The organism is Allobosea sp. FBZP-16, from assembly GCF_002831785.1.
GTDB classification, from domain to species: Bacteria; Pseudomonadota; Alphaproteobacteria; order Rhizobiales; family Beijerinckiaceae; genus Allobosea; species Allobosea lupini.
In genome coordinates this window covers 63,668-81,454 of record NZ_LNCQ01000022.1, presented here as the reverse complement: position 1 = coordinate 81,454, position 17,787 = coordinate 63,668, and the positions used below count along the sequence as shown (strand labels likewise).

At 66.8% G+C, this 17,787-nt stretch carries 19 protein-coding genes; 8 read left to right on the top strand and 11 right to left on the bottom strand.

Annotation, left to right across the window (positions count from 1 at the left end):
• Positions 1 to 30: 30 nt before the first annotated feature.
• The 3 genes from accD to CXY91_RS06635 form a co-directional block, all read right to left on the bottom strand.
• Positions 31 to 927, bottom strand: a complete 897-nt coding sequence (accD, locus tag CXY91_RS06645; RefSeq protein WP_091835293.1) for an acetyl-CoA carboxylase, carboxyltransferase subunit beta — start codon at positions 925 to 927, stop codon at positions 31 to 33.
• An 89-nt stretch (positions 928 to 1,016) separates the two neighbouring features.
• The gene (trpA, locus tag CXY91_RS06640; protein WP_100959853.1) at positions 1,017 to 1,862 is read right to left on the bottom strand and encodes a tryptophan synthase subunit alpha; all 846 of its coding nucleotides are present in this window, start codon (positions 1,860 to 1,862) and stop codon (positions 1,017 to 1,019) included.
• A gap of 58 nt (positions 1,863 to 1,920) precedes the next feature.
• Positions 1,921 to 2,307, bottom strand: coding sequence for a DUF488 domain-containing protein (locus tag CXY91_RS06635; RefSeq protein ID WP_100959851.1), 387 nt, complete (start codon positions 2,305 to 2,307; stop codon positions 1,921 to 1,923).
• A gap of 84 nt (positions 2,308 to 2,391) precedes the next feature.
• Between CXY91_RS06635 and CXY91_RS06630 the strand changes: the two genes are divergently transcribed.
• Positions 2,392 to 2,637, top strand: coding sequence for a type II toxin-antitoxin system Phd/YefM family antitoxin (locus tag CXY91_RS06630; protein WP_091835302.1), 246 nt, complete (start codon positions 2,392 to 2,394; stop codon positions 2,635 to 2,637).
• Positions 2,637 to 3,089, top strand: coding sequence for a PIN domain-containing protein (locus tag CXY91_RS06625; RefSeq protein ID WP_100959849.1), 453 nt, complete (start codon positions 2,637 to 2,639; stop codon positions 3,087 to 3,089). The genes CXY91_RS06630 and CXY91_RS06625 overlap by 1 nt, the downstream gene beginning before the upstream one ends.
• Positions 3,090 to 3,095: 6 nt before the next feature.
• Here the strand turns inward: CXY91_RS06625 and CXY91_RS06620 are convergent, their stop codons facing one another.
• A complete protein-coding gene (locus CXY91_RS06620; protein ID WP_100959847.1) occupies positions 3,096 to 4,031 on the bottom strand; it encodes an acetamidase/formamidase family protein in 936 nt (311 codons plus the stop codon).
• A gap of 17 nt (positions 4,032 to 4,048) precedes the next feature.
• Positions 4,049 to 5,143 (bottom strand): DMT family transporter, encoded by a 1,095-nt coding sequence (locus CXY91_RS06615; protein ID WP_100959845.1) that lies wholly within the window; start codon positions 5,141 to 5,143, stop codon positions 4,049 to 4,051.
• A gap of 257 nt (positions 5,144 to 5,400) precedes the next feature.
• Here CXY91_RS06615 and CXY91_RS06610 point away from each other — a divergent pair, with 257 nt between their 5' ends.
• Positions 5,401 to 6,495 carry an AbrB family transcriptional regulator gene (locus CXY91_RS06610; RefSeq protein ID WP_100959843.1) on the top strand — a complete coding sequence of 365 codons (1,095 nt, stop codon included), beginning with the start codon at positions 5,401 to 5,403 and terminating at the stop codon, positions 6,493 to 6,495.
• On the opposite strand, the gene CXY91_RS06605 is transcribed toward CXY91_RS06610, so the two are convergent.
• On the bottom strand, positions 6,492 to 7,301 hold the full coding sequence (locus CXY91_RS06605) for a WecB/TagA/CpsF family glycosyltransferase (protein ID WP_100960778.1): 810 nt from the start codon (positions 7,299 to 7,301) through the stop codon (positions 6,492 to 6,494). The genes CXY91_RS06610 and CXY91_RS06605 overlap by 4 nt on opposite strands.
• Positions 7,302 to 7,658: 357 nt before the next feature.
• Between CXY91_RS06605 and CXY91_RS06600 the strand changes: the two genes are divergently transcribed.
• The 3 genes from CXY91_RS06600 (at position 7,659) to CXY91_RS06590 (ending at position 11,352) form a co-directional block, all read left to right on the top strand.
• Positions 7,659 to 9,113, top strand: coding sequence for an undecaprenyl-phosphate glucose phosphotransferase (locus CXY91_RS06600; protein ID WP_158673291.1), 1,455 nt, complete (start codon positions 7,659 to 7,661; stop codon positions 9,111 to 9,113).
• A 163-nt stretch (positions 9,114 to 9,276) separates the two neighbouring features.
• Positions 9,277 to 10,023, top strand: coding sequence for an SDR family NAD(P)-dependent oxidoreductase (locus CXY91_RS06595; protein WP_100959839.1), 747 nt, complete (start codon positions 9,277 to 9,279; stop codon positions 10,021 to 10,023).
• A gap of 69 nt (positions 10,024 to 10,092) precedes the next feature.
• Entirely contained in the window at positions 10,093 to 11,352 is a 1,260-nt protein-coding gene (locus tag CXY91_RS06590) for an allantoate amidohydrolase (protein WP_100959836.1), read from the top strand.
• Positions 11,353 to 11,397: 45 nt separating this feature from the next.
• On the opposite strand, the gene CXY91_RS06585 is transcribed toward CXY91_RS06590, so the two are convergent.
• Positions 11,398 to 11,811, bottom strand: a complete 414-nt coding sequence (locus tag CXY91_RS06585) for a hypothetical protein (protein ID WP_158673290.1) — start codon at positions 11,809 to 11,811, stop codon at positions 11,398 to 11,400.
• Between the two features lie 108 nt (positions 11,812 to 11,919).
• Complete coding sequence (locus CXY91_RS06580; protein ID WP_091836058.1) at positions 11,920 to 12,828, bottom strand: protein-methionine-sulfoxide reductase heme-binding subunit MsrQ; 909 nt, start codon at positions 12,826 to 12,828, stop codon at positions 11,920 to 11,922.
• A gap of 128 nt (positions 12,829 to 12,956) precedes the next feature.
• Between CXY91_RS06580 and CXY91_RS06575 the strand changes: the two genes are divergently transcribed.
• Complete coding sequence (locus CXY91_RS06575) at positions 12,957 to 13,568, top strand: HAD family hydrolase (RefSeq protein WP_091835335.1); 612 nt, start codon at positions 12,957 to 12,959, stop codon at positions 13,566 to 13,568.
• A 456-nt stretch (positions 13,569 to 14,024) separates the two neighbouring features.
• Here CXY91_RS06575 and lepA read toward each other — a convergent pair whose 3' ends face one another.
• On the bottom strand, positions 14,025 to 15,830 hold the full coding sequence (gene lepA / locus CXY91_RS06570) for a translation elongation factor 4 (RefSeq protein ID WP_091835338.1): 1,806 nt from the start codon (positions 15,828 to 15,830) through the stop codon (positions 14,025 to 14,027).
• Between the two features lie 67 nt (positions 15,831 to 15,897).
• Positions 15,898 to 16,665, bottom strand: a complete 768-nt coding sequence (locus CXY91_RS06565; RefSeq protein WP_091835341.1) for a YiiX/YebB-like N1pC/P60 family cysteine hydrolase — start codon at positions 16,663 to 16,665, stop codon at positions 15,898 to 15,900.
• Between the two features lie 244 nt (positions 16,666 to 16,909).
• Between CXY91_RS06565 and CXY91_RS06560 the strand changes: the two genes are divergently transcribed.
• A complete protein-coding gene (locus CXY91_RS06560; protein ID WP_100959832.1) occupies positions 16,910 to 17,443 on the top strand; it encodes a GNAT family N-acetyltransferase in 534 nt (177 codons plus the stop codon).
• 7 nt (positions 17,444 to 17,450) lie between these two features.
• On the opposite strand, the gene CXY91_RS06555 is transcribed toward CXY91_RS06560, so the two are convergent.
• A complete protein-coding gene (locus CXY91_RS06555; protein ID WP_091836060.1) occupies positions 17,451 to 17,693 on the bottom strand; it encodes a DUF3297 family protein in 243 nt (80 codons plus the stop codon).
• Between the last annotated feature and the right edge of the window lie 94 nt (positions 17,694 to 17,787).

The following is a 17,787-nucleotide window of genomic DNA, read 5'->3' as shown; positions in this document are numbered from 1 at the left end:
ACACCGGCCTCCCGGCCGGGGTGGAGGCGATCAGGCAGCGGCGGGCTGCGGCTCGGGTTCAGGGGCATTCACGGCCGGCAGCGGCTGCTTGGTGAAAAAGCGGCCGAGCCGCGCCAGCGTCGCCGGGATGTCGTGGCGGTGGACGACCATGTCGACCATGCCGTGCTCCTTCAGATATTCGGCGCGCTGGAAGCCGTCGGGCAGCTTCTCCCGGATCGTCTGCTCGATCACGCGCGGTCCGGCGAAGCCGATCAGCGCGCCCGGCTCGGCGATGTGGACGTCGCCCAGCATGGCGTAGGACGCCGTGATGCCGCCGGTCGTCGGGTCCGTGAGCACCACGAAATAGGGCAGTTTCGCTGCCTTGAGGCGCCGCACGGCCACGGTCGTGCGCGGCATCTGCATCAGCGACAGAATGCCTTCCTGCATGCGCATGCCGCCGCCGCAGGCGAACACGACCAGAGGCGTTTTCTTCTCCAGCGCCGTCTCGGCCGCCTTGATGAAGGCCTCGCCGGCGGACATGCCGAGCGAGCCGGCCATGAAGTGGAAGTCCTGGACCGCGACCGTCATCGGCAGGCCTTTGACGCGGCCATAGCCGACCTTGATGGAGTCCGTCGCGCCGGTCTTGGTGCGGGCGTCCTTGATCCGGTCGGTATAACGCTTCTCGTCGCGGAATTTCAGCGGATCGGCCACGGTCTCGGGGAGGGCGACGTCGATCCACTTGCCCTCGTCGAAGGTCAGCCGCAGCCGGTCCTGCGCGGTGACGCGCATATGGTGGTCGGAGCCGGGGATGACGAAGCCGTTGGCCTCGACATCCTTGTGGAAGACCATCTGCCCGGAATCCGGGCACTTGATCCAGAGATTCTCCGGGGTCTCGCGCTTGAACAGCGTCTTGATGCGCGGACGGACGACTTCGGAAATCCAGTTCATCGGATCATCCTTGAATGATGCTGAAGCCGGATCCGATGAGATCGCGTCGAAGCGACCGGTGAATCCGTCTCTCTTTCCAGTCTGGCGACTCAGGCCGCCTTGGCGACCGAGCGGATGCCGGCCGCGAGCTCGGCGACCAGCGAGGTGACAGCCGAAACCGTCTTTTCCGTGGCCTTGCCGTCGGCGTCGAGCGAGAGCCGGACGCGGTCGACCAGAGCCGAGCCGACGACGACGCCGTCGGCCCCCTTGGCGATCGCGATCGCATCCTCCGGCGTCTTGACGCCGAAGCCGACCGCGACCGGCAGCGTCGTGTGCTGCTTGATCCGGGCGACCGCCGCGCCGACCGCGTCGTAGTTCGCGATCGCGCCGCCGGTCACGCCGGTCATCGAGACGTAATAGACGAAGCCGGAGGTGTTCTGCAGCACGCGCGGCAGGCGCTTGTCGTCGGTGGTCGGCGTCGCCAGGCGGATGAAGCTGACGCCCGCGGCCAGTGCCGGCAGGCAGAGCTCCTCGTCTTCCTCGGGCGGCAGGTCGACGACGATCAGCCCGTCGATCCCGGCGGCGCGGGCATCCTTGAGGAAGGCCTCGACGCCATAGGCCCAGATCGGGTTGTAGTAGCCCATCAGCACGATCGGCGTGTCCTGTCCGGCCCTGCGGAAGGCCGTGACCATGGCGAGCGTCTTGTGCAGGGTCTGCCCGGCCTTGAGCGCGCGCTGGCCGGCAAGCTGAACCGGCACGCCGTCGGCCATCGGGTCGGTGAAGGGCACGCCAAGCTCGATGATGTCGGCGCCGGCCGCCGGCAAGGCGTTCAGGATCGCGCTGCCGGTGTCGAAATCGGGATCGCCAGCGGTGACATAGGTCACCAGGGCGGCGCGGCCCGCCGCGGCGCAGGCGGCAAAGCGGGCTTGGATGCGGGCTTGTCCAGTCTCGGTCATGCCGGAGCGGTTAGCATGGCCGCGCTCGGCTGGCGAGAGGGCGCGGCTGCACGGAGGATCAGGCGAAGCTGGCGCCCCGTTCGGTCAGCAGGGCCCGCAGCACCGAGCGATGGCAATGCGCCTCGTTCTCGCAATAGCAGCCGACCGAGAAGTCGCTACCATGCGACAGGGTCGCCAGCAGGTCGAGCGCCTGGCGCGGCGCCGGCTCGGCCATCTCAGCCTTGAAGGCGCGGGTGAAGCCGGCCCAGTCCTTCTCGCTTTCGGCGGCCTTGGCCTGCGCCATCAATCCGGGCGTCGGCGACAGCACCGGGAACCAGACGTCGAACCAGTTCTCGCTGGCATAACGCTCCTTCGGCACGCCGCGCGGCACGCGCCGGACCGTGCCGATGCGCGTGCCCTCGCCGGGATCGCGCGTGCTGCCGAGACGGACGATGCGGACGCTCATTGGTATCCTTCAGCTCGATCGCGCTTGCATTCCCGCCGCGCGCTATCCATAAAGGTAGTGACATCACTACATCGGGAGGCCGTCATGGTGAAGACGGTTTCGGCTGCGCAGGCCAACCGCGAATTCTCCAAGCTGATGAAGCTCGCCGAGAGCGGCGAGCGCGTCGTCGTGACCTCGCGCGGCCAGCCGAAGGTGCAGATCACCCGCGTCGAGGAGCCCGACGCCGAAAAGGCGCGGCGGCGCGAGGCGTTCGACAGGTTGACGACCTGGCTGAACAGCCGGCCGGTCCAGAATTTTCCGAAGCTGACGCGCGACGACTTCTACGACTGATGCTCGTCGCGTTCGACACGAATGTCCTGATCTATGCGGGCCGCTTCAACGATGAGGAGCGGGCGGCCAAGGCGAATGCAATCCGCGACGCTTTGCCGCCGGAGCAGTCGGTCATTCCCACGCAAGTTATCGGCGAATTCTACCATGCGATTGTCGGCAAGTTCCGGATCGACCGGCGGGAGGCGGCTCGTGCCTGCGAATGGCTGCGCCTCAGCGCTCATGTTCGGGCGGCGACCGAGAGGGATTTCACCGAAGCCCTGTCCCTTTCCGCCACCCACGGCCTGCAGTTCTGGGATGCGCTCATCCTCGTCACGGCCGCGGAGGCCGGCTGCGCCCTGCTCTTGTCCGAAGACATGCAGGACGGTTTCGTCCATCGCGGCGTGACGGTCGCCAATCCCTTCGCCGATCCGCTGCATCCGCTGCTCGCGGACGCGTTGCGGCTTCGCAGTTGATGGGGGCTACGCCACCAGGCTCTTCGGCAGCATGCAGTGGATGCCCTTGAAGCCGTTGACCGTCTGGGTCACGCGCAGATCGGCGGCGAGGCTGCAGAGCATATAGGCCTCGTCCCGCGTCAGCTTCGTCCTGGAGGTGATCAGGCCGATCATCTCCCGCAGCGCGTCTTGCGCGCAGATGTCGAGGTCCGGGTCGATGCCCATGGTGATGTGGTGGCTCTTCGTTTCCGCTCGCGGCATGGCGAAGGACAGGTCCTCGCGCAGATGGAATTCGAAGGTGCCTTCCAGCGCGGTCTCGATCGCGGTGATGCAGACCTCGCCATCGCCCTGCGCGCCATGGCCGTCGCCGCAGGAGAACAGCGCGCCCTCGACGAAGACGGGCAGGTACAGCGTCGCGCCGGCGCCGAGCTCCTTGTTGTCGAGATTGCCGCCGAAGGCACGCGGGATCAGCGAGGTCACCCGGCCCCAATGCGCCGGCGGCGCCGTGCCCATCACCCCGAAGAACGGCGAAAGCGGCAGCTCCATGCCCCAGGGCAGGTTGGCGACGTTCCGCTCGCGGTCGAGATGGATATAGCGGAAGGCGTGATAATCGAACTCGTCCGGCAGCGTGCCGCCGAGCGGGCGGAACATGGTGTAGCCGAAATCGGTGCGCGGGCTGACGCTCCTGATCTGCACCTCCAGCACCTGGCCGGGTTTGGCGCCCCTCACCGCAATCGGGCCAGTGAGGATGTGGCCGGGCAGCATGCGCTCGGCCTTGTCATGGATCTCGTGGATTTCCGGCGGGATCGTCGCATTGCCCTCGGGCAGATGGGCGGGCCCGCCGGTGACGGTGCGAATGGTGACGCTGTCGCCGCTCTCGATCTCGAGCACCGGCGTCAGCGCGGCGTCGAAATAGCCCCAATGGCAGGTGGCGAGGGAGGCATCGAGCTGATGATGCGTCATGGTCTATCCGTGAGTGGTCAAGGCGGGGCGGAGAGGTCGGAGCCGATGCGGCCGCGGGCATTGCGACGCATGGTGTAGAGCGTCGCGCCGATGACGATGGCGGCGCCGGCGAGCGTCGTCAGCGATGGCACCTCGGCGAAGAAGACGAAGCCGGTGAAGCCGGCCAGGATCAGGCGGCTGAAATCGAGCGGCGCGAGGGCGGCGGCCTCGCCGACCTGATAGGCCTTGGTGATCAGCCATTGCCCGGCGGTGCCGAACAGGCTGAGCAGCACCAGCCAGAACCATTGCTCGGCCGTCGGCCAGACCCAAAGCGCCCAGGCCGGCCAGGCGAGCACGACCATCAGGACGAGGCCCTGGTAGATCAGGATCGTCTCGGTGCGCTCGCTGCTACCGAGGATGCGCACGCTGATGGTGATGCCGGCCCCGAACAATGCCCCGCCGACCGACAGCAACGCCCAGACGTTCAAGCCCTCGCTCGAGGGGTTGAGCATGATCAGCACGCCGACGAAGCCGAGGCCGGTCGCGATCCAGCGCGCCGCGTCGACGCGCTCCTTCAGGATCAGCACGGCCGCGACGGTGACGAACAGCACCTGGCTGAAGCTGATCGCGGTTGCCTGGGCCAGCGGGATGTGGACGAGGGCGCTGAAGCCGCACAGCATCGAGGCCAGTGTGATCAGGCCGCGAAATATCTGCAGGCCCGGCCGGTCGGTCTTGAAGGCCAGAGGCAGGCTGCGGCCGGCGATGACGAAGACCACCGCGCTCATGATGATCTGGCGGATCATCAGCGTCTCGATCAGCGGGATCGCGGTGCCCAGATGTTTGAAGGCGCCGACCATCACCGCGTAAACCAGGAGCGCGGTGATCATGTAGACGGTGCCGCGCAGATTGGGGCTCGCCCCGCGCCACCAGAGACGCGTGCGATTGCGGCGCGCAGCGAGCCAACTCTCGCCGGATGGGGCGGACAGAGCCGGCGGTAACGGGAGCTGCGGCGGGCGGGATTCCGAAGGTTCCGGCCGACTGCCATCCTCTTCGGCCGAGCCAGGCAGGGCTTCGGCCAAGCCTATGCTTTCGCTGCCGCGGCCGGTCGTGTCCGAAAGGCGGTCTTCGCTCATCGTTGCCCCGAGCCGGGCGGACGACGCCGACGGCCTGTCAGATATCCTGCAGGACCCGACTGTCGCCGATTTTCCCCCCGTTCGTCAGTCACTTGCGGGCATGGCAGGGTTGCCTGTCACGTTTGCCGCCACGTCCATTCGCTCCGCCACGGGGGCAGAGGCGACATGCCGACAACGCCCTGTCATCGCCATGCAAATGGCGTATAGCAGCGCCGTGGCTTCGCCACAGGCATGCGTCCGGGGAGGTGATCGGGGCAATGCGGGATCTGCTGCGGGATACGGTCGACGGCATCAGAGAATTGTCGTCGCGACGATTTCCCTGGCGTCGTTTCCTGTTCGCCCTCGCACTCGGCACGATCGGCGGCTGGCTCTTTGCCTATTGCCGCCTGCCATTGCCCTGGATGCTGGGCTCGATGGTGTTCTGCACCATAGCCGCCATCGCCCGTGCGCCGGTCGCGGCGCCATCGGTGATCCGCCCGCCCATGTCGGCGGTGATCGGCGTGATGCTGGGTTCCGGCTTCAAGCCGGAGATCGTCGCGCAGATGCCGAACTGGCTGCCGACGATCGGCGGTCTCGTGCTGTTCATGGCCGCCTGCGGCCTGTGCTGCGTCACTTACTTTCGCCGCGTCGCCGGCTACGACCCCGTGACCGCCTTCTTCTCCGGCATGCCCGGCGGCCTGGTCGAGATGGTGATCACCGGCGAGGAGAAGGGCGGCGATGCCCGCACCATCGCGCTGATCCATTCCGCCCGCATCCTCCTGGTGGTGATGACGCTGCCCTTCATCGTGCAATGGCTCGAAGGCGTCTCGCTCGGCATCAACCGCAACCAGGGCCCGTCAATGTTCCAGACGACGGCTTCGGGCTGGTTCTGGCTGGTCGCCAGCGCGATCGCCGGCGTGATGCTCGCCCATGCCTTGCGCATGCCTGCCAAGCAGTTGCTCGGGCCGATGCTGGTCTCGGCGATCGTGCACCTCGTCGGCTTCAGCGATTCCGTGCCGCCCTACGAGATCGTCAACGTCGCCCAGCTCATCCTCGGCGTCACCATCGGCTGCCGCTTCGTCGGCACGCCGCCGCAGGCGATCCTGCGCATCCTTATGATCTCGGTCGGCTCGACCGTGATCCTGGTGGCGCTGACGCTGGTCTTCGCCTTCGCCGTTGCGCATGTCTCCAGCTACAAGCCGGTGCCGCTGATCCTGGCCTATTCGCCGGGGGGGCTCGCCGAGATGAGCCTGATCGCACTGGCGCTGCACACCGAGGTCGCCTTCGTCGCGGCTCACCACATCATCCGGGTGTTCCTGGTGATGATCGGCGCCGGCCCATTCTTCGGCGTCATCGTCGGGAAGAAGGCTTAGGCGCCCTCAGGTGTCGGCCGGGTCAGCTTCTGGCGCAGCACGCGCAGGAGGAAGGCGGGGTTGCCGACGACATAGCGCCGCCAAAGCCGGCGCGGCTCGAGCCAGAGGCGGTAGGTCCACTCGATCCTGAGGACACGGAAGGTTTCCGGCGCCCGCGCCACCTCGCCGGCGAGGAAGTCGAACAGCGCGCCGATGCCGGCTGCGACCGCGCAATGGCGGGCATCGATATGGTCTGCGATCCACTGCTCCTGCCGCGGATTGCCGAAGGCGACCAACAGAAGGTCTGGCCGCTCATGCGCGAGCCGCGCCAGCAGGGCCGCCTCCTCGTCCGGTCCAAAAAAGCCGTGACTCAGCACGGAGAAGCGATGCTGCGGATAGTCCGTGCGCAGCCTTGCCGCCGCGCGCTCCGCAACGCCTGGCCGGCCGCCCAGCAGCATCACGCGCAGCCGCTGCTTGCGGGCGGCGAGGATGGTCGGCGTGAAGTCGGTGCCGTTGAGATTGGCGGGGAAGGGGGCGCCGTAGAGCAGGCGCGAGGCGATATCGACGCCGATCCCGTCGGGCAGGATCAGGAAACCGGCGAGACGCTCGCGCAAAGCCGCATCGCGGGCGGCGATGTTGACGAGGTTGGCGTTGCAATAGGCCAGGTGGAGATGGCGGCCGCCGCCGAAGGCGTGCTCGATCAGCGCGAGCGCCTCGTCCCGCGTCATGGCCGCGACCGGGACGCCGGCGATGTCGCGGCGCGACGGTTCGGGCGGAGCGCCGAAGGCAGCCGGACGCTGCGAGGGTTTGAAGAGAACGACGTTCATCTCGATCGCTGCTGGCGCACGCATCGCCATTCTGACGGCGTAGGCCTTTGTCTTCGTTGCGTTTCCAGCCAGGGTCAAGCGGAACCCCGCCATAGGATGAACGCGGCCTTTCCCCGATCTTGTAGCCGATCTTGCCGCCTCGTGGCGCGGTTGTCCCGGAGGTTGTTCCGTTATGACACGCCTTGTCGTCATGCCTCACTCGACATTGACCGGATCAGCCCGATTCCGGCGCGTTTTCGCCGGAAACGCCGCAATGCCGCTACGGCATCGCCCTTGCCACCTCGACCGGCAAGGCGGCCTCCGGCGCATCTCCTGTGCCGAATCCGGACCGCCGTGCGACCAAGCGAGCGCGGCATGATGAGTGTCAACGACCTGGACTATGAAGTCGCAACAGCAGCCGACCAGCGCGCCAATGCACTGCGGCATTGGATCGGGTTGATCACCGCTTTGGTCGACGCGGCGACTGTCGCGACTGTGGTTGCCGGCACCTCGATCGTCTACCACTTCGTCGCCTATCGCCATCTCGGCAACGACAAGGTCACGGTCGAGCTCGCCTCGATGATCGCCGCGATCTTCGTCTTCACCAATATGATGCGCGGCCGCTACCGGCTGGAGAACTATCTCTCGACCAAGGGCCAGATCGCCTCGGCCTTCGCGGTCTGGAACCTGACGATGATCGCCTTCGTCGCCATCGTCTTCATGGCGAAGATCAACGACCAGTACTCGCGCGCAGTGGTGGTTGCCACCTATCTCGCCGGCGCCCCGCTGATCGCGCTCGCTCGCTCGGCGATCGTGCGCACCATCTCGATGGCCTCGAAGACCGGCCGCATCACCTCCGAGCGGGTCTTCCTGATCGGCCGCGAGAGCGAGGTGATGTCCTTCGTCTCGCGCCATCAGCCGTGGAACATCGGCTTCTCGATCGTCGACGTCGCCTTCCTGCGCAGCAATGATCCGCGCCGCATCAACGATCCTCAGGCGGCGCTCGCCGCCGACCTCGCCACCGCCTCGGCGCGCGCCCGCGACCTCAAGCCGGATGCCGTCTTCATCGCCCTGCCCTGGTCGGACCAGGAGACGATCGACGCCTGCATCGACGCCTTCATGAACCTGCCAGTCGCGATCCACCTGACGCCGGAACGCGTCATGGACCGTTTCGACAACCCCCATATCGTCCGGATCGGCTCGCTCGCCTCGCTCAGGCTGACGCGCCCGGCCCTGTCCTTCGCCCAGATCATGTTCAAGCGCGTCTTCGACGTCGTCGCCGCGAGTGCGATCCTGCTGGCCAGCCTGCCGGTGCTGCTCCTGATCGCGCTCGCGATCAAGCTCGACTCGAAGGGGCCGGTCCTGTTCCTGCAGCGCCGCTACGGCTTCAACCAGGAGCCCTTCCGGATCTTCAAGTTCCGCACGATGACCACGACCGACGATGGCGAGGTGGTCAAGCAGGCGACGCGCAACGATCCACGCATCACCAGGATCGGCGGTTTCCTGCGGCGCTACAATCTCGACGAGCTGCCGCAACTCCTGAACGTGATCGCCGGACAGATGTCGCTGGTCGGCCCGCGCCCGCATGCGCTCGCCCACGACCGCGAGTTCCAGCGCAAGATCGCGCTCTATGCCAGGCGCCACAACGTCAAGCCCGGCATCACCGGCTGGGCCCAGGTCAACGGCCTGCGCGGCGAGACCGACACCGACGACAAGATGGCCCGCCGCATCGCCTATGATCACTGGTACATCGACAACTGGTCGTTCTGGCTCGATATCGGCATCCTGCTGCGCACCGCGTTCAGCCCGCGCGCCTTCCGGAATGCGCGCTGAGCGCCAGGGCGCTTTCCGTTCGGCCGGATTCGGCCGAACGATAAGAATTCGCGCGACGACAAAGATGGTCTGACGCAACCCTCCCCCCGGACCATCGCGGCTTTGCGGCGGCCGGCTTTGCGGTAGAGTTCAGCTGCAAGTTCCAGGGAGGGATGCCTTTTCAATGAACCAAATCGATTTAAAGGACCGGGTCGCCATCATCACCGGTGGCGCGCAGGGGATCGGCCGTGCCGTTGCCGAGCGTCTCGCCGCCAGCGGCGCCAAGGTCGCGATCTGGGACCTCGACGGCAAGCTCGCCGATGAGGCGGCCGCCGCGATCGGGCCGGCCGCGAGCGGGCTTTCGATCGATGTGACCGACGCAAAGGCCGTGAACGCCGCCGCCGCCGAGCTGGAGCAGCGCCATGGCAGCGTCGACATCCTCGTCACCAGCGCCGGCATCGCCGGGCCGAACCTGAAGACCTGGGAATACCCGCTCGACGAATGGGCCAAGATCATGCGCCTGAATGTCGACGGCACCCTGCATTGCTGCCAGGCGGTGATTCCCGGCATGATCAAGCGCAACTACGGCCGGCTCGTGCTGGTCGCCTCGATCGCCGGCAAGGAGGGCAACCCCAACGCCTCGGCCTATTCGGCCTCGAAGGCGGCGGTGATCGCGCTGACCAAATCGCTCGGCAAGGAGTTGGCGCAGCAGGACATCGCGGTGAACTGCATCACCCCGGCCGCCGCGCGCACCCGGATCTTCGACCAAATGAGCGAGGAGCATATCGGCTACATGCTGGCCAAGATCCCGCGCGGGCGCTTCCTGCAGCCCGACGAGGTCGCTTCCATGGTCGCCTTCCTCGCCTCGGCCGAGAACAGCTTCACGACGGGGGCGGTCTTCGACCTCTCGGGCGGGCGCGCAACTTACTGACACGCAAATCGATCCCGCCGCGCTAAAGCGGGCTGGCCACATCCACGGCTGGCCCGCTAGGTTGACCCGATGACCACGACCCTGCCCTCACCCGCCGTCCTCGGCGCCCGCGCCTTCGCCGCCCTCGCCGGCCTCAACCGCTTCACCGACGAGCCGGGCAAGCTGACCCGGCTCTATCTCTCGCCCTCGCACCGGCAGGGCGCGGAATACGTCAAGGGCGCGATGGAGGTCGCGGGGCTGACCGCCTTCATCGACGCGGCCGGTTCGGTGCAGGGACGGCGCGAGGGCGCGTCCCCAGGCCTGCCGGCGGTGATGATCGGCTCGCATATCGACACGGTCCGCGATGGCGGCCGTTTCGACGGCAATCTCGGCGTCGTCGCCGGCATCCTGGCGGCGCAGGCGATCCGCGACGCCGGGATCACCTTGCCCTTCGCGCTCGAGGTCATTGCCTTCGGCGACGAGGAGACGGTGCGCTTCCCGACCTCGCTCTCGACCTCGGCGGCGCTGACCGGCCGCTATGACCAGGGCTGGCTTACGGCGCGCGATGCCGACGGCGTCGTACTGCGCGATGCCCTCACCGCCTTCGGGGGCGATCCTGCCGGGATCGCCGCGCTCGCCCGCAAGCCGGGTTCAGTAAAGGCCTATCTCGAGGTTCATATCGAGCAGGGACCAGTGCTCGAGGCCGAGAACGAGGCGGTCGGCATCGTCACCGCCATCGCGGCGCAGGGCCGTGCCGGCGTGCGCGTCACCGGCGAGGCCGGCCATGCCGGCACCGTGCCTATGAAACTGCGCAAGGATGCGCTCGCCGCGGCGGCGGAGATGGCGCTCGCGCTGGAGGCGATCGCTCATGAGCATGAGCGCGCGGTCGGCACGGTCGGCGTCTTTCGGCCCGACCCCGGCGCCACCAATGTCGTGCCGGGCGCGGTCGACTTCACCATCGACTTCCGCGCGCCGGAGGGCGCGACCGTCGCCGGCATGGATGCGGAGATCCATCGCCGCTTCGCCGAGATCGCGGCGCGGCGCGGTGTCGGCCTTACGATCACGCCCTATTCGCGTGGCGACGCCGTGCCGATGGACGAGGGCCTGCAGGAGGCGTTCGCCACCGGAATCGCGCGCACCGGCTCGAACCTGACGGCGCGGCGTCTGGCCTCGGGCGCCGGGCACGATGCGATGGAGATGGCCAAGCTCTGCCCCGCCGCCATGCTGTTCGTCCGCTGTGACAAGGGCATCAGCCATTCGCCGCTGGAGAACATGACCGAGCTCGATGCCGGCATCGCCATCCGCGTCCTGATCGAGACGATCCTGGAACTGGCGCGGCGCGAAGGTTGAGTCCGACCGAGGCGGCCGCCGCCCTCAGGCGGCTACGTCGTCCCGTCATGCCCGCAGCAACGGATTCTCCGAACCCAGCAGATGCGGCGCATAGTGGCGCACGACCGTCCTGATCTCGTCGACGCCGACGTCGAGCTCGCTCAGGGCCACGGACGCCGATCTTCGCCCGGGGTCGGCGTAATCGATCACGAGATAGGCCCCGCGTGCGCCGAAGACTTGGCTCTGGAGCTTGACGGCCGAGACGGCGCTCCACGGATCCGGGGATGCATCGCCGAGCTGAATTCCGGCCCCGTCGATGGCGAACAGCAGCGGATTGGCCTGCCCCGGCTGCGGCGCGCCGATCAGGACGGCGCCGTACAGCGCCAGGCCGATGAGGACCGGCAGGATCGCGGCGCGCCAATCGACGAACAGGGCCATGACGCCGACCGCGACGCCGACAGCCAAGTAGATCGGCGCCATGATACGCGCTTCGCGAGCCGAGCGGCGCGCCTCGATGCGTGGGCCCTGGTCGATATCCCGCATCTGCATCGGAGCTGCTCTCCTGCCGTCAAGTCTGCGCAGGTCTCATCAGCCCCCCGCCGCCTCGGAGGCCATCGCCTGTCGGCGCTGGCGTCGTTCCGGCTTCGGTGCAGGCTTCCGGAAGAGATGCAGGACCGCAAGCGCGAGCCCGACAGCTGCGACCCAATGGCCGGGCCTCAGCGCCGTCCAGTCCTGGTAGACGACGATGTCGGCATTGGCCTGGAAGATCAGCCAGGCCGAGGCGCCGGTGGCGAAGGCGTACCAGGCGGTTTCAGCCAAAGCGGTCGCGAGGCCCGTCGCGAGCCCCGTCAGCGCCAGCGAGGTGAAGCTCAGCGGAATCCTGAACCGGCTGAGGCCGCGGTAAGCGATCAGCAGCGCGAACAGCCCGGTGAGCAGCACTGGCTGGGTCACGTCGATCTTCGACTGCAGGGCGAAATGGAACAGGCCGAGGCAGGCGATCGGGTAGACGAGGTTGTGCAGGCGCTGCCAGCGGCCCGATCCCAATCGACGGATCATGCCGTCGGTCGAGGTGATGCCGAGCGCGACGAGCCCGATCAGGGCAGTGATCCCGACGACGAGATAGAAGCGCTTGACGATCTCGGAGAGGATCAGCCCCCAGTCGAAGGCGAGGTCGATGCAGTAGAGTGCGAGATGGCCGAGCGCATAGGCCATGGCCGAGAGACCGAGCATGCGACGTATGCCGATCAGCTTGTTCCAGTCGAGGATGCGGCGCAGCGGCGTGACGGCGAGCGTGATGACGAGGATGCGCAGGGCCCAGGTGCCGGTGTCGTGCACGGCCTGCGTCCACGGCTTCGAACCGAGCTGGTGCGTCCAGGCCTGCCAGGCGAGGATCAGCGCCGGGACGAGCACGAGAGCGAAGCAGCCGGCGCGCAGAGCGGAAAAGCGCCCCTGCCGGTCATTCCATGGCCAATAGCTGCCTGTTCCCGCTGAAGCCATGAACTGTGCCTTGTTGCCGAACCCCAACGCGAATACGCCAGAATCGATGTGAAGGTTACGCCGGCCCGCACACAAGGGCGTGAGTCGCGTCGGCGCCGTCGCCGCAAACGGAGTGGGGAAGCCTGTCCATGCCTGGAAATCGCAAGGTCGTGTTCGATGTCGGCAATGTCCTGCTGCGCTGGGATCCGTTCCATCTCTACCGCAGCCTGATCCCGGATGATGCCAAGCGCGACTGGTTCCTCAGGAATGTCTGCACTGCCGCCTGGAATGTCGAGCAGGATCGCGGCCGGCCCTGGTCCGAGGCGGTGGCGCTGCTGGTGGCGGAGCATCCGGAATGGGAGGCCGAGATCAAGGCCTATGACGAGCGCTGGCACGAGACGGTGCCGTCGACGATCGAGGACAGCGTCGCGACGCTGGCGGAGCTGAAAGCGAAGGGCGAACAGGTCTACGCCATCACCAATTTTTCGCGCGAGAAATGGGCGGAGTGCCTGATCCGCTTCCCGTTCCTGCAGAGCTTCGACGGCGTGATCGTCTCAGCGCATGAGCAACTGCTCAAACCCGATCCGGCGATCTACAATGTCCTGCTGGAACGTTATGGGCTGAGCGCCGGCGAGTGCATCTTCGTCGACGATAGCGCCAAAAATGTCGAGGCCGCCCGCTCGATCGGGATGCAGGCGGTCCATTTCGTCGAGCCGATCGACCTCAGGGCCCAGTTGCGCGGCCTCGGCGCCAACCTCTGATCGCCAAACGCGTCCTCCGCGAGTGCGATAGCTCGCGGAGGACGTCCGGGCTTCACCCAGCGCTACCAGTAGCGGCGGCGGTAATAGCGCGGCCGGTAGTAACGACGGCGGTAGTAGTACCGCGGCCGATAGTAGCGGCGGCGCCAGTAACGTCTGCGCCAGCGTCGGCGACGGCGATAGTAGTACTGGGCGTAATCGGCGTCGGCCTTGTCCAGTGCCTCGGTATCGACCTGTGGCGGAGCCTCAGGCAGTGGCGGCTCTACTGCCGCCGGTTTCGGCTGCGGCCTTGCAAGTGCGGCCGTGCCCAAGCTCGCCGCGGCCAAGCCACCGACCAGGCTCGCGAGGAAAGAGCGTCTGTCCACGATGCTGTCCTCCCTTTTGTTCAGGGTTGTGGATCAACACCGTGCCGGGCGGGATGGTTCCCCTAATATGTTTGCCCGAGCTGAGCCTTCCGGCTCAGTCGTCCATTTTCAGCGCCGCGATGAAGGCTTCCTGGGGGATCTCGACGCGGCCGAACTGCCGCATCTTCTTCTTGCCTTCCTTCTGCTTGTCCAGGAGCTTGCGCTTGCGCGAGGCGTCGCCGCCATAGCACTTGGCGGTCACGTCCTTGCGCAGCGCCCGGATGGTCTCGCGGGCGATGATCTTGCCCCCGATGGCCGCCTGGACAGGAATCTGGAACATGTGCGGCGGGATCAGGTCCTTGAGCTTCTCGCACATCGCCCGGCCACGGGCGTCGGCGCGCGAGCGGTGGACCAGCATGGAGAGCGCGTCGACCGGCTCGGCGTTGACGAGGATCGACATGCGCACGAGGTCGCCCTCGCGATAGTCGGTGATGTTGTAGTCGAAGGAGGCGTAGCCCTTCGAGATCGACTTCAGCCGGTCGTAGAAATCGAACACCACCTCGTTCAGCGGCAGGTCGTACACCACCTTGGCGCGCGAGCCGACATAGCTGAGGTCGATCTGCAGGCCGCGCCGGTCCTGGCAGAGCTTCAGCACCGAGCCGAGATACTCGTCCGGAGTGAAGATCGTGGCGCGGATCCACGGCTCCTCGATGAACTCGATCTTCATCACGTCCGGCATGTCGGCCGGGTTGTGGAGTTCGAGCGTCGTGCCGTCGCGCAGCTTGAGATGGTAGACGACCGAGGGCGCCGTCGAGATCAGGTTGAGGTTGAACTCGCGCTCAAGCCGCTCCTGGATGATCTCCAGGTGCAGCAGCCCGAGGAAGCCGCAGCGGAAGCCGAAGCCGAGCGCGGCCGAAGTCTCCATCTCGTAGGAGAAGCTGGCATCGTTCAGCCGCAGCCGCGACATGGCGCTGCGCAGCACCTCGAAATCGGCGGCGTCGACCGGGAAGATGCCGCAGAACACCACCGGCTGCACCGGCTTGAAGCCCGGCAGCGGCTCGGCGATCGGCTTCTTGTCGTCGGTGATGGTGTCGCCGACGGCGGTGTCGGCTACTTCCTTGATCGAGGCGGTGAAGAAGCCGACCTCGCCCGGGCCGAGTTCCTTCACTTCGAGCATCTTCGGCTTGAACACGCCGACGCGATCGACGCCATAGCTGGCGTTGGCGCGCATCATCCGGATGGTCATGCCCTTCTTCAGCACGCCGTCGATGATTCGCACGAGCACGACGACGCCGAGATAGGCGTCGTACCAGCTGTCGACCAGCAGGGCCTTGAGCGGGGCTTCGGCATCGCCCTTGGGTGCCGGCAGCTTCTTGACGATCGCTTCGAGCACGCCCTCGATGTTGAGGCCGGTCTTGGCCGAGATCGGCACCGCCTCGGAGGCGTCGAGGCCGATCACATCCTCGATCTGCTGCTTGATCCGCTCCGGCTCTGCGGCCGGCAGGTCGATCTTGTTGAGGACCGTGACGATCTCGTGGTTGGCGTCGAGCGCCTGGTAGACATTGGCCAGCGTCTGCGCCTCCACCCCCTGAGAGGCGTCGACGACGAGGAGCGAGCCCTCGCAGGCCGCCAGCGAGCGCGAGACCTCATAGGCGAAGTCGACGTGCCCGGGCGTGTCCATCAGGTTGAGGATGTAGGTCTTGCCATCCTCGGCCAGGTAGTCCAGCCGGACGGTCTGCGCCTTGATGGTGATGCCGCGTTCCTTCTCGATATCCATCGAGTCGAGGATCTGCTCGCTCATATCGCGCGCCGCCACCGTGCCGGTCTGCTGGATCAGCCGGTCGGCGAGGGTCGACTTGCCGTGGTCGATATGCGCCACGATCGAGAAATTGCGGATGTTGTCGAAACTGCGGGTGCTCATGCGCGCGCCATAGCAGTGCGCGCGGGTTGCGCCAAGGGTCGCGCCGCCGGTTTGCTGCGCCGCTGCGCTATTCTGCCGCGAGCCGGTGCTCCTGCGCCCAGTTCAGCGCCCGATAATCGAAGCCGGCTTCCAGCGTCGGCTTGACCACGGCAAAGTAGGGCGAGATGTCGAAATCGCGCGGCATGTAGAGCGAGTGATGCCGGATGTGCAGGACTTCACTCCGCTCCTCCGCGCCCATCGCCTGCGCATATTCGACGGTCGGCAGCACCGGATAGCGCGCCGCCTCGAAGGCCTGGGCGATCAGCGTCGAGCAGATCGCCCGCGTCGGGTCGCCCGAGCCGAGCGCGATCATGCGCCGGCGCCAGCTCGCCGGCGCCCATGGGATCGGGATCAGCCAGCGCGCGAGGTCGAGGATGTTTTTGAGGTCGTATTGCGTGCCGAGCCGGGCGAGCACGTAGTCGACGGCGCTCTGGCGGCCTTCGCGGTCGAGCGCCTGCGGCCGGCAGATGCGGGTGCCGAAGGCGCCGTATTTCGACAGCGGCGAAAGCACGCAGCCGACATCCATCTCGACCTCGGCCAGCACCAGCGGCTCGCCCTCGGGGCTGACCTTGCCGGTGTCCCCGACATAGAGCGCGGCGTGCGACCATGTCGATTGCGTCAGGTACTTGATCGCGGCCGAGACCTTCATGTGCCCTTCGACCAGTAGCACATCGCCTGGCCGCAGCGCCGCCTTGAGCCGGGCCAGCGCCTTCGCGTCGACCGGACCTGCCTGCGGCTTGCCACGCGTAATGAAGCGGACCACCGACCGGCCGATGAAGTCCAGTCCCCTGTTCATCGACGCCTCCCCTTGCGCCGGCGCCGTTCCCGGCGTCTTCCGGCCCTCAGTCAAAACGCGAGCCCGTGACTTTTTCGGAAATCACCTGGCTGATTTGGGCAGGGGAGACCGGAATTCGCCGAACGTCGTAAAATCCGGGTTGACGGCGGGCCTCGGCGATCTTGCTTTAGCATAATCCACTATGTTGGAATTATTCTTGCATGATGGAGTATGCCGCTGATCGGCGGCGCGAAGGAGACGGATCATGACGGCGCTGGACAGCGTGACCATCGAGCAGCTCGACGGGGATGCGGCGCGGGCCGCGGTTCCGGCCTTGGCGGAGATCCTGCGCGATTCCGTGGCGAACGGCGCTTCGGTCGGCTTCATGGACTGGAACACATCAGCCGATTTCGAGGATTTCTGGGCCGGCATTGCGGCGGAGGTCGCCGCCGGGCGCATCCATCTGTTCGTCGCGCGCGACGGCCGCGGCATCGTCGGCACGGCCCAGCTTCACTTGATCGGCAAGCCGAACCAGCCGCATCGCGCCGAGATCGCCAAGGTGCTGGTGCATTCCCAGGCGCGCCGCCGCGGCATCGGCGAGGCGCTGATGCGCGCCGCGGAGGCCGCCGCGCTGGCGCACGGGCGCGACCTCCTGGTGCTCGACACCGACGAGGCCGGCGCGGCGCGCCGCCTCTACAATCGCCTGGGCTGGACCGAACTCGGCACTATCCCGCGCTATGCGCTGATGCCGGACGGGCGCGATTGCGGCTCGACCTTCTTTTACAAACAGCTCGGCTGAGCGCGCCTCACTCGGCGTTGCGGAAATAGGGCTCAACCGTGCCCTTGAGCTTGACCGTCATCGGGTTGCCGTGGCGATCCTTGGCATTGCCGGCGGTGAGGCGGACCCAGCCCTCGCTGATGCAGTATTCCTCGACATTGGTCTTCTCGACGCCCTTGAAGCGGACGCCGATGTCCTTCGCCAGCAGTTCCTCGTTGTAGAACGGGCTGTTGGGGTTGGAGGACAGGCGGTCGGGGAGAGTGTCGGTCATGGCGCTGCTCGTCTGCGGAAGTGATTTGCCGGACAGGTAGCAGGCCAGGGCGCATTCGGCAAAAACCGGCACACGCTATCCCCTCTCCCCTTGC

Bases quoted from the DNA above. Each gene is read 5' to 3' on its own strand.
- CXY91_RS06635 (WP_100959851.1), bottom strand. From the start codon at position 2,307: ATGAGCGTCCGCATCGTCCGTCTCGGCAGCACGCGCGATCCCGGCGAG.
- trpA (WP_100959853.1), bottom strand. From the start codon at position 1,862: ATGACCGAGACTGGACAAGCCCGCATCCAAGCCCGCTTTGCCGCCTGC.
- CXY91_RS06575 (WP_091835335.1), top strand. From the start codon at position 12,957: ATGCCTGGAAATCGCAAGGTCGTGTTCGATGTCGGCAATGTCCTGCTG.
- lepA (WP_091835338.1), bottom strand. From the start codon at position 15,830: ATGAGCACCCGCAGTTTCGACAACATCCGCAATTTCTCGATCGTGGCG.
- CXY91_RS06630 (WP_091835302.1), top strand. From the start codon at position 2,392: ATGGTGAAGACGGTTTCGGCTGCGCAGGCCAACCGCGAATTCTCCAAG.
- CXY91_RS06605 (WP_100960778.1), bottom strand. From the start codon at position 7,301: ATGAACGTCGTTCTCTTCAAACCCTCGCAGCGTCCGGCTGCCTTCGGC.
- CXY91_RS06585 (WP_158673290.1), bottom strand. From the start codon at position 11,811: ATGGCGCCGATCTACTTGGCTGTCGGCGTCGCGGTCGGCGTCATGGCC.
- CXY91_RS06590 (WP_100959836.1), top strand. From the start codon at position 10,093: ATGACCACGACCCTGCCCTCACCCGCCGTCCTCGGCGCCCGCGCCTTC.
- CXY91_RS06580 (WP_091836058.1), bottom strand. From the start codon at position 12,828: ATGGCTTCAGCGGGAACAGGCAGCTATTGGCCATGGAATGACCGGCAG.
- CXY91_RS06615 (WP_100959845.1), bottom strand. From the start codon at position 5,143: ATGAGCGAAGACCGCCTTTCGGACACGACCGGCCGCGGCAGCGAAAGC.
- accD (WP_091835293.1), bottom strand. From the start codon at position 927: ATGAACTGGATTTCCGAAGTCGTCCGTCCGCGCATCAAGACGCTGTTC.
- CXY91_RS06555 (WP_091836060.1), bottom strand. From the start codon at position 17,693: ATGACCGACACTCTCCCCGACCGCCTGTCCTCCAACCCCAACAGCCCG.
- CXY91_RS06620 (WP_100959847.1), bottom strand. From the start codon at position 4,031: ATGACGCATCATCAGCTCGATGCCTCCCTCGCCACCTGCCATTGGGGC.
- CXY91_RS06625 (WP_100959849.1), top strand. From the start codon at position 2,637: ATGCTCGTCGCGTTCGACACGAATGTCCTGATCTATGCGGGCCGCTTC.
- CXY91_RS06600 (WP_158673291.1), top strand. From the start codon at position 7,659: ATGAGTGTCAACGACCTGGACTATGAAGTCGCAACAGCAGCCGACCAG.
- CXY91_RS06560 (WP_100959832.1), top strand. From the start codon at position 16,910: ATGACGGCGCTGGACAGCGTGACCATCGAGCAGCTCGACGGGGATGCG.
- CXY91_RS06610 (WP_100959843.1), top strand. From the start codon at position 5,401: ATGCGGGATCTGCTGCGGGATACGGTCGACGGCATCAGAGAATTGTCG.
- CXY91_RS06595 (WP_100959839.1), top strand. From the start codon at position 9,277: ATGAACCAAATCGATTTAAAGGACCGGGTCGCCATCATCACCGGTGGC.
- CXY91_RS06565 (WP_091835341.1), bottom strand. From the start codon at position 16,665: ATGAACAGGGGACTGGACTTCATCGGCCGGTCGGTGGTCCGCTTCATT.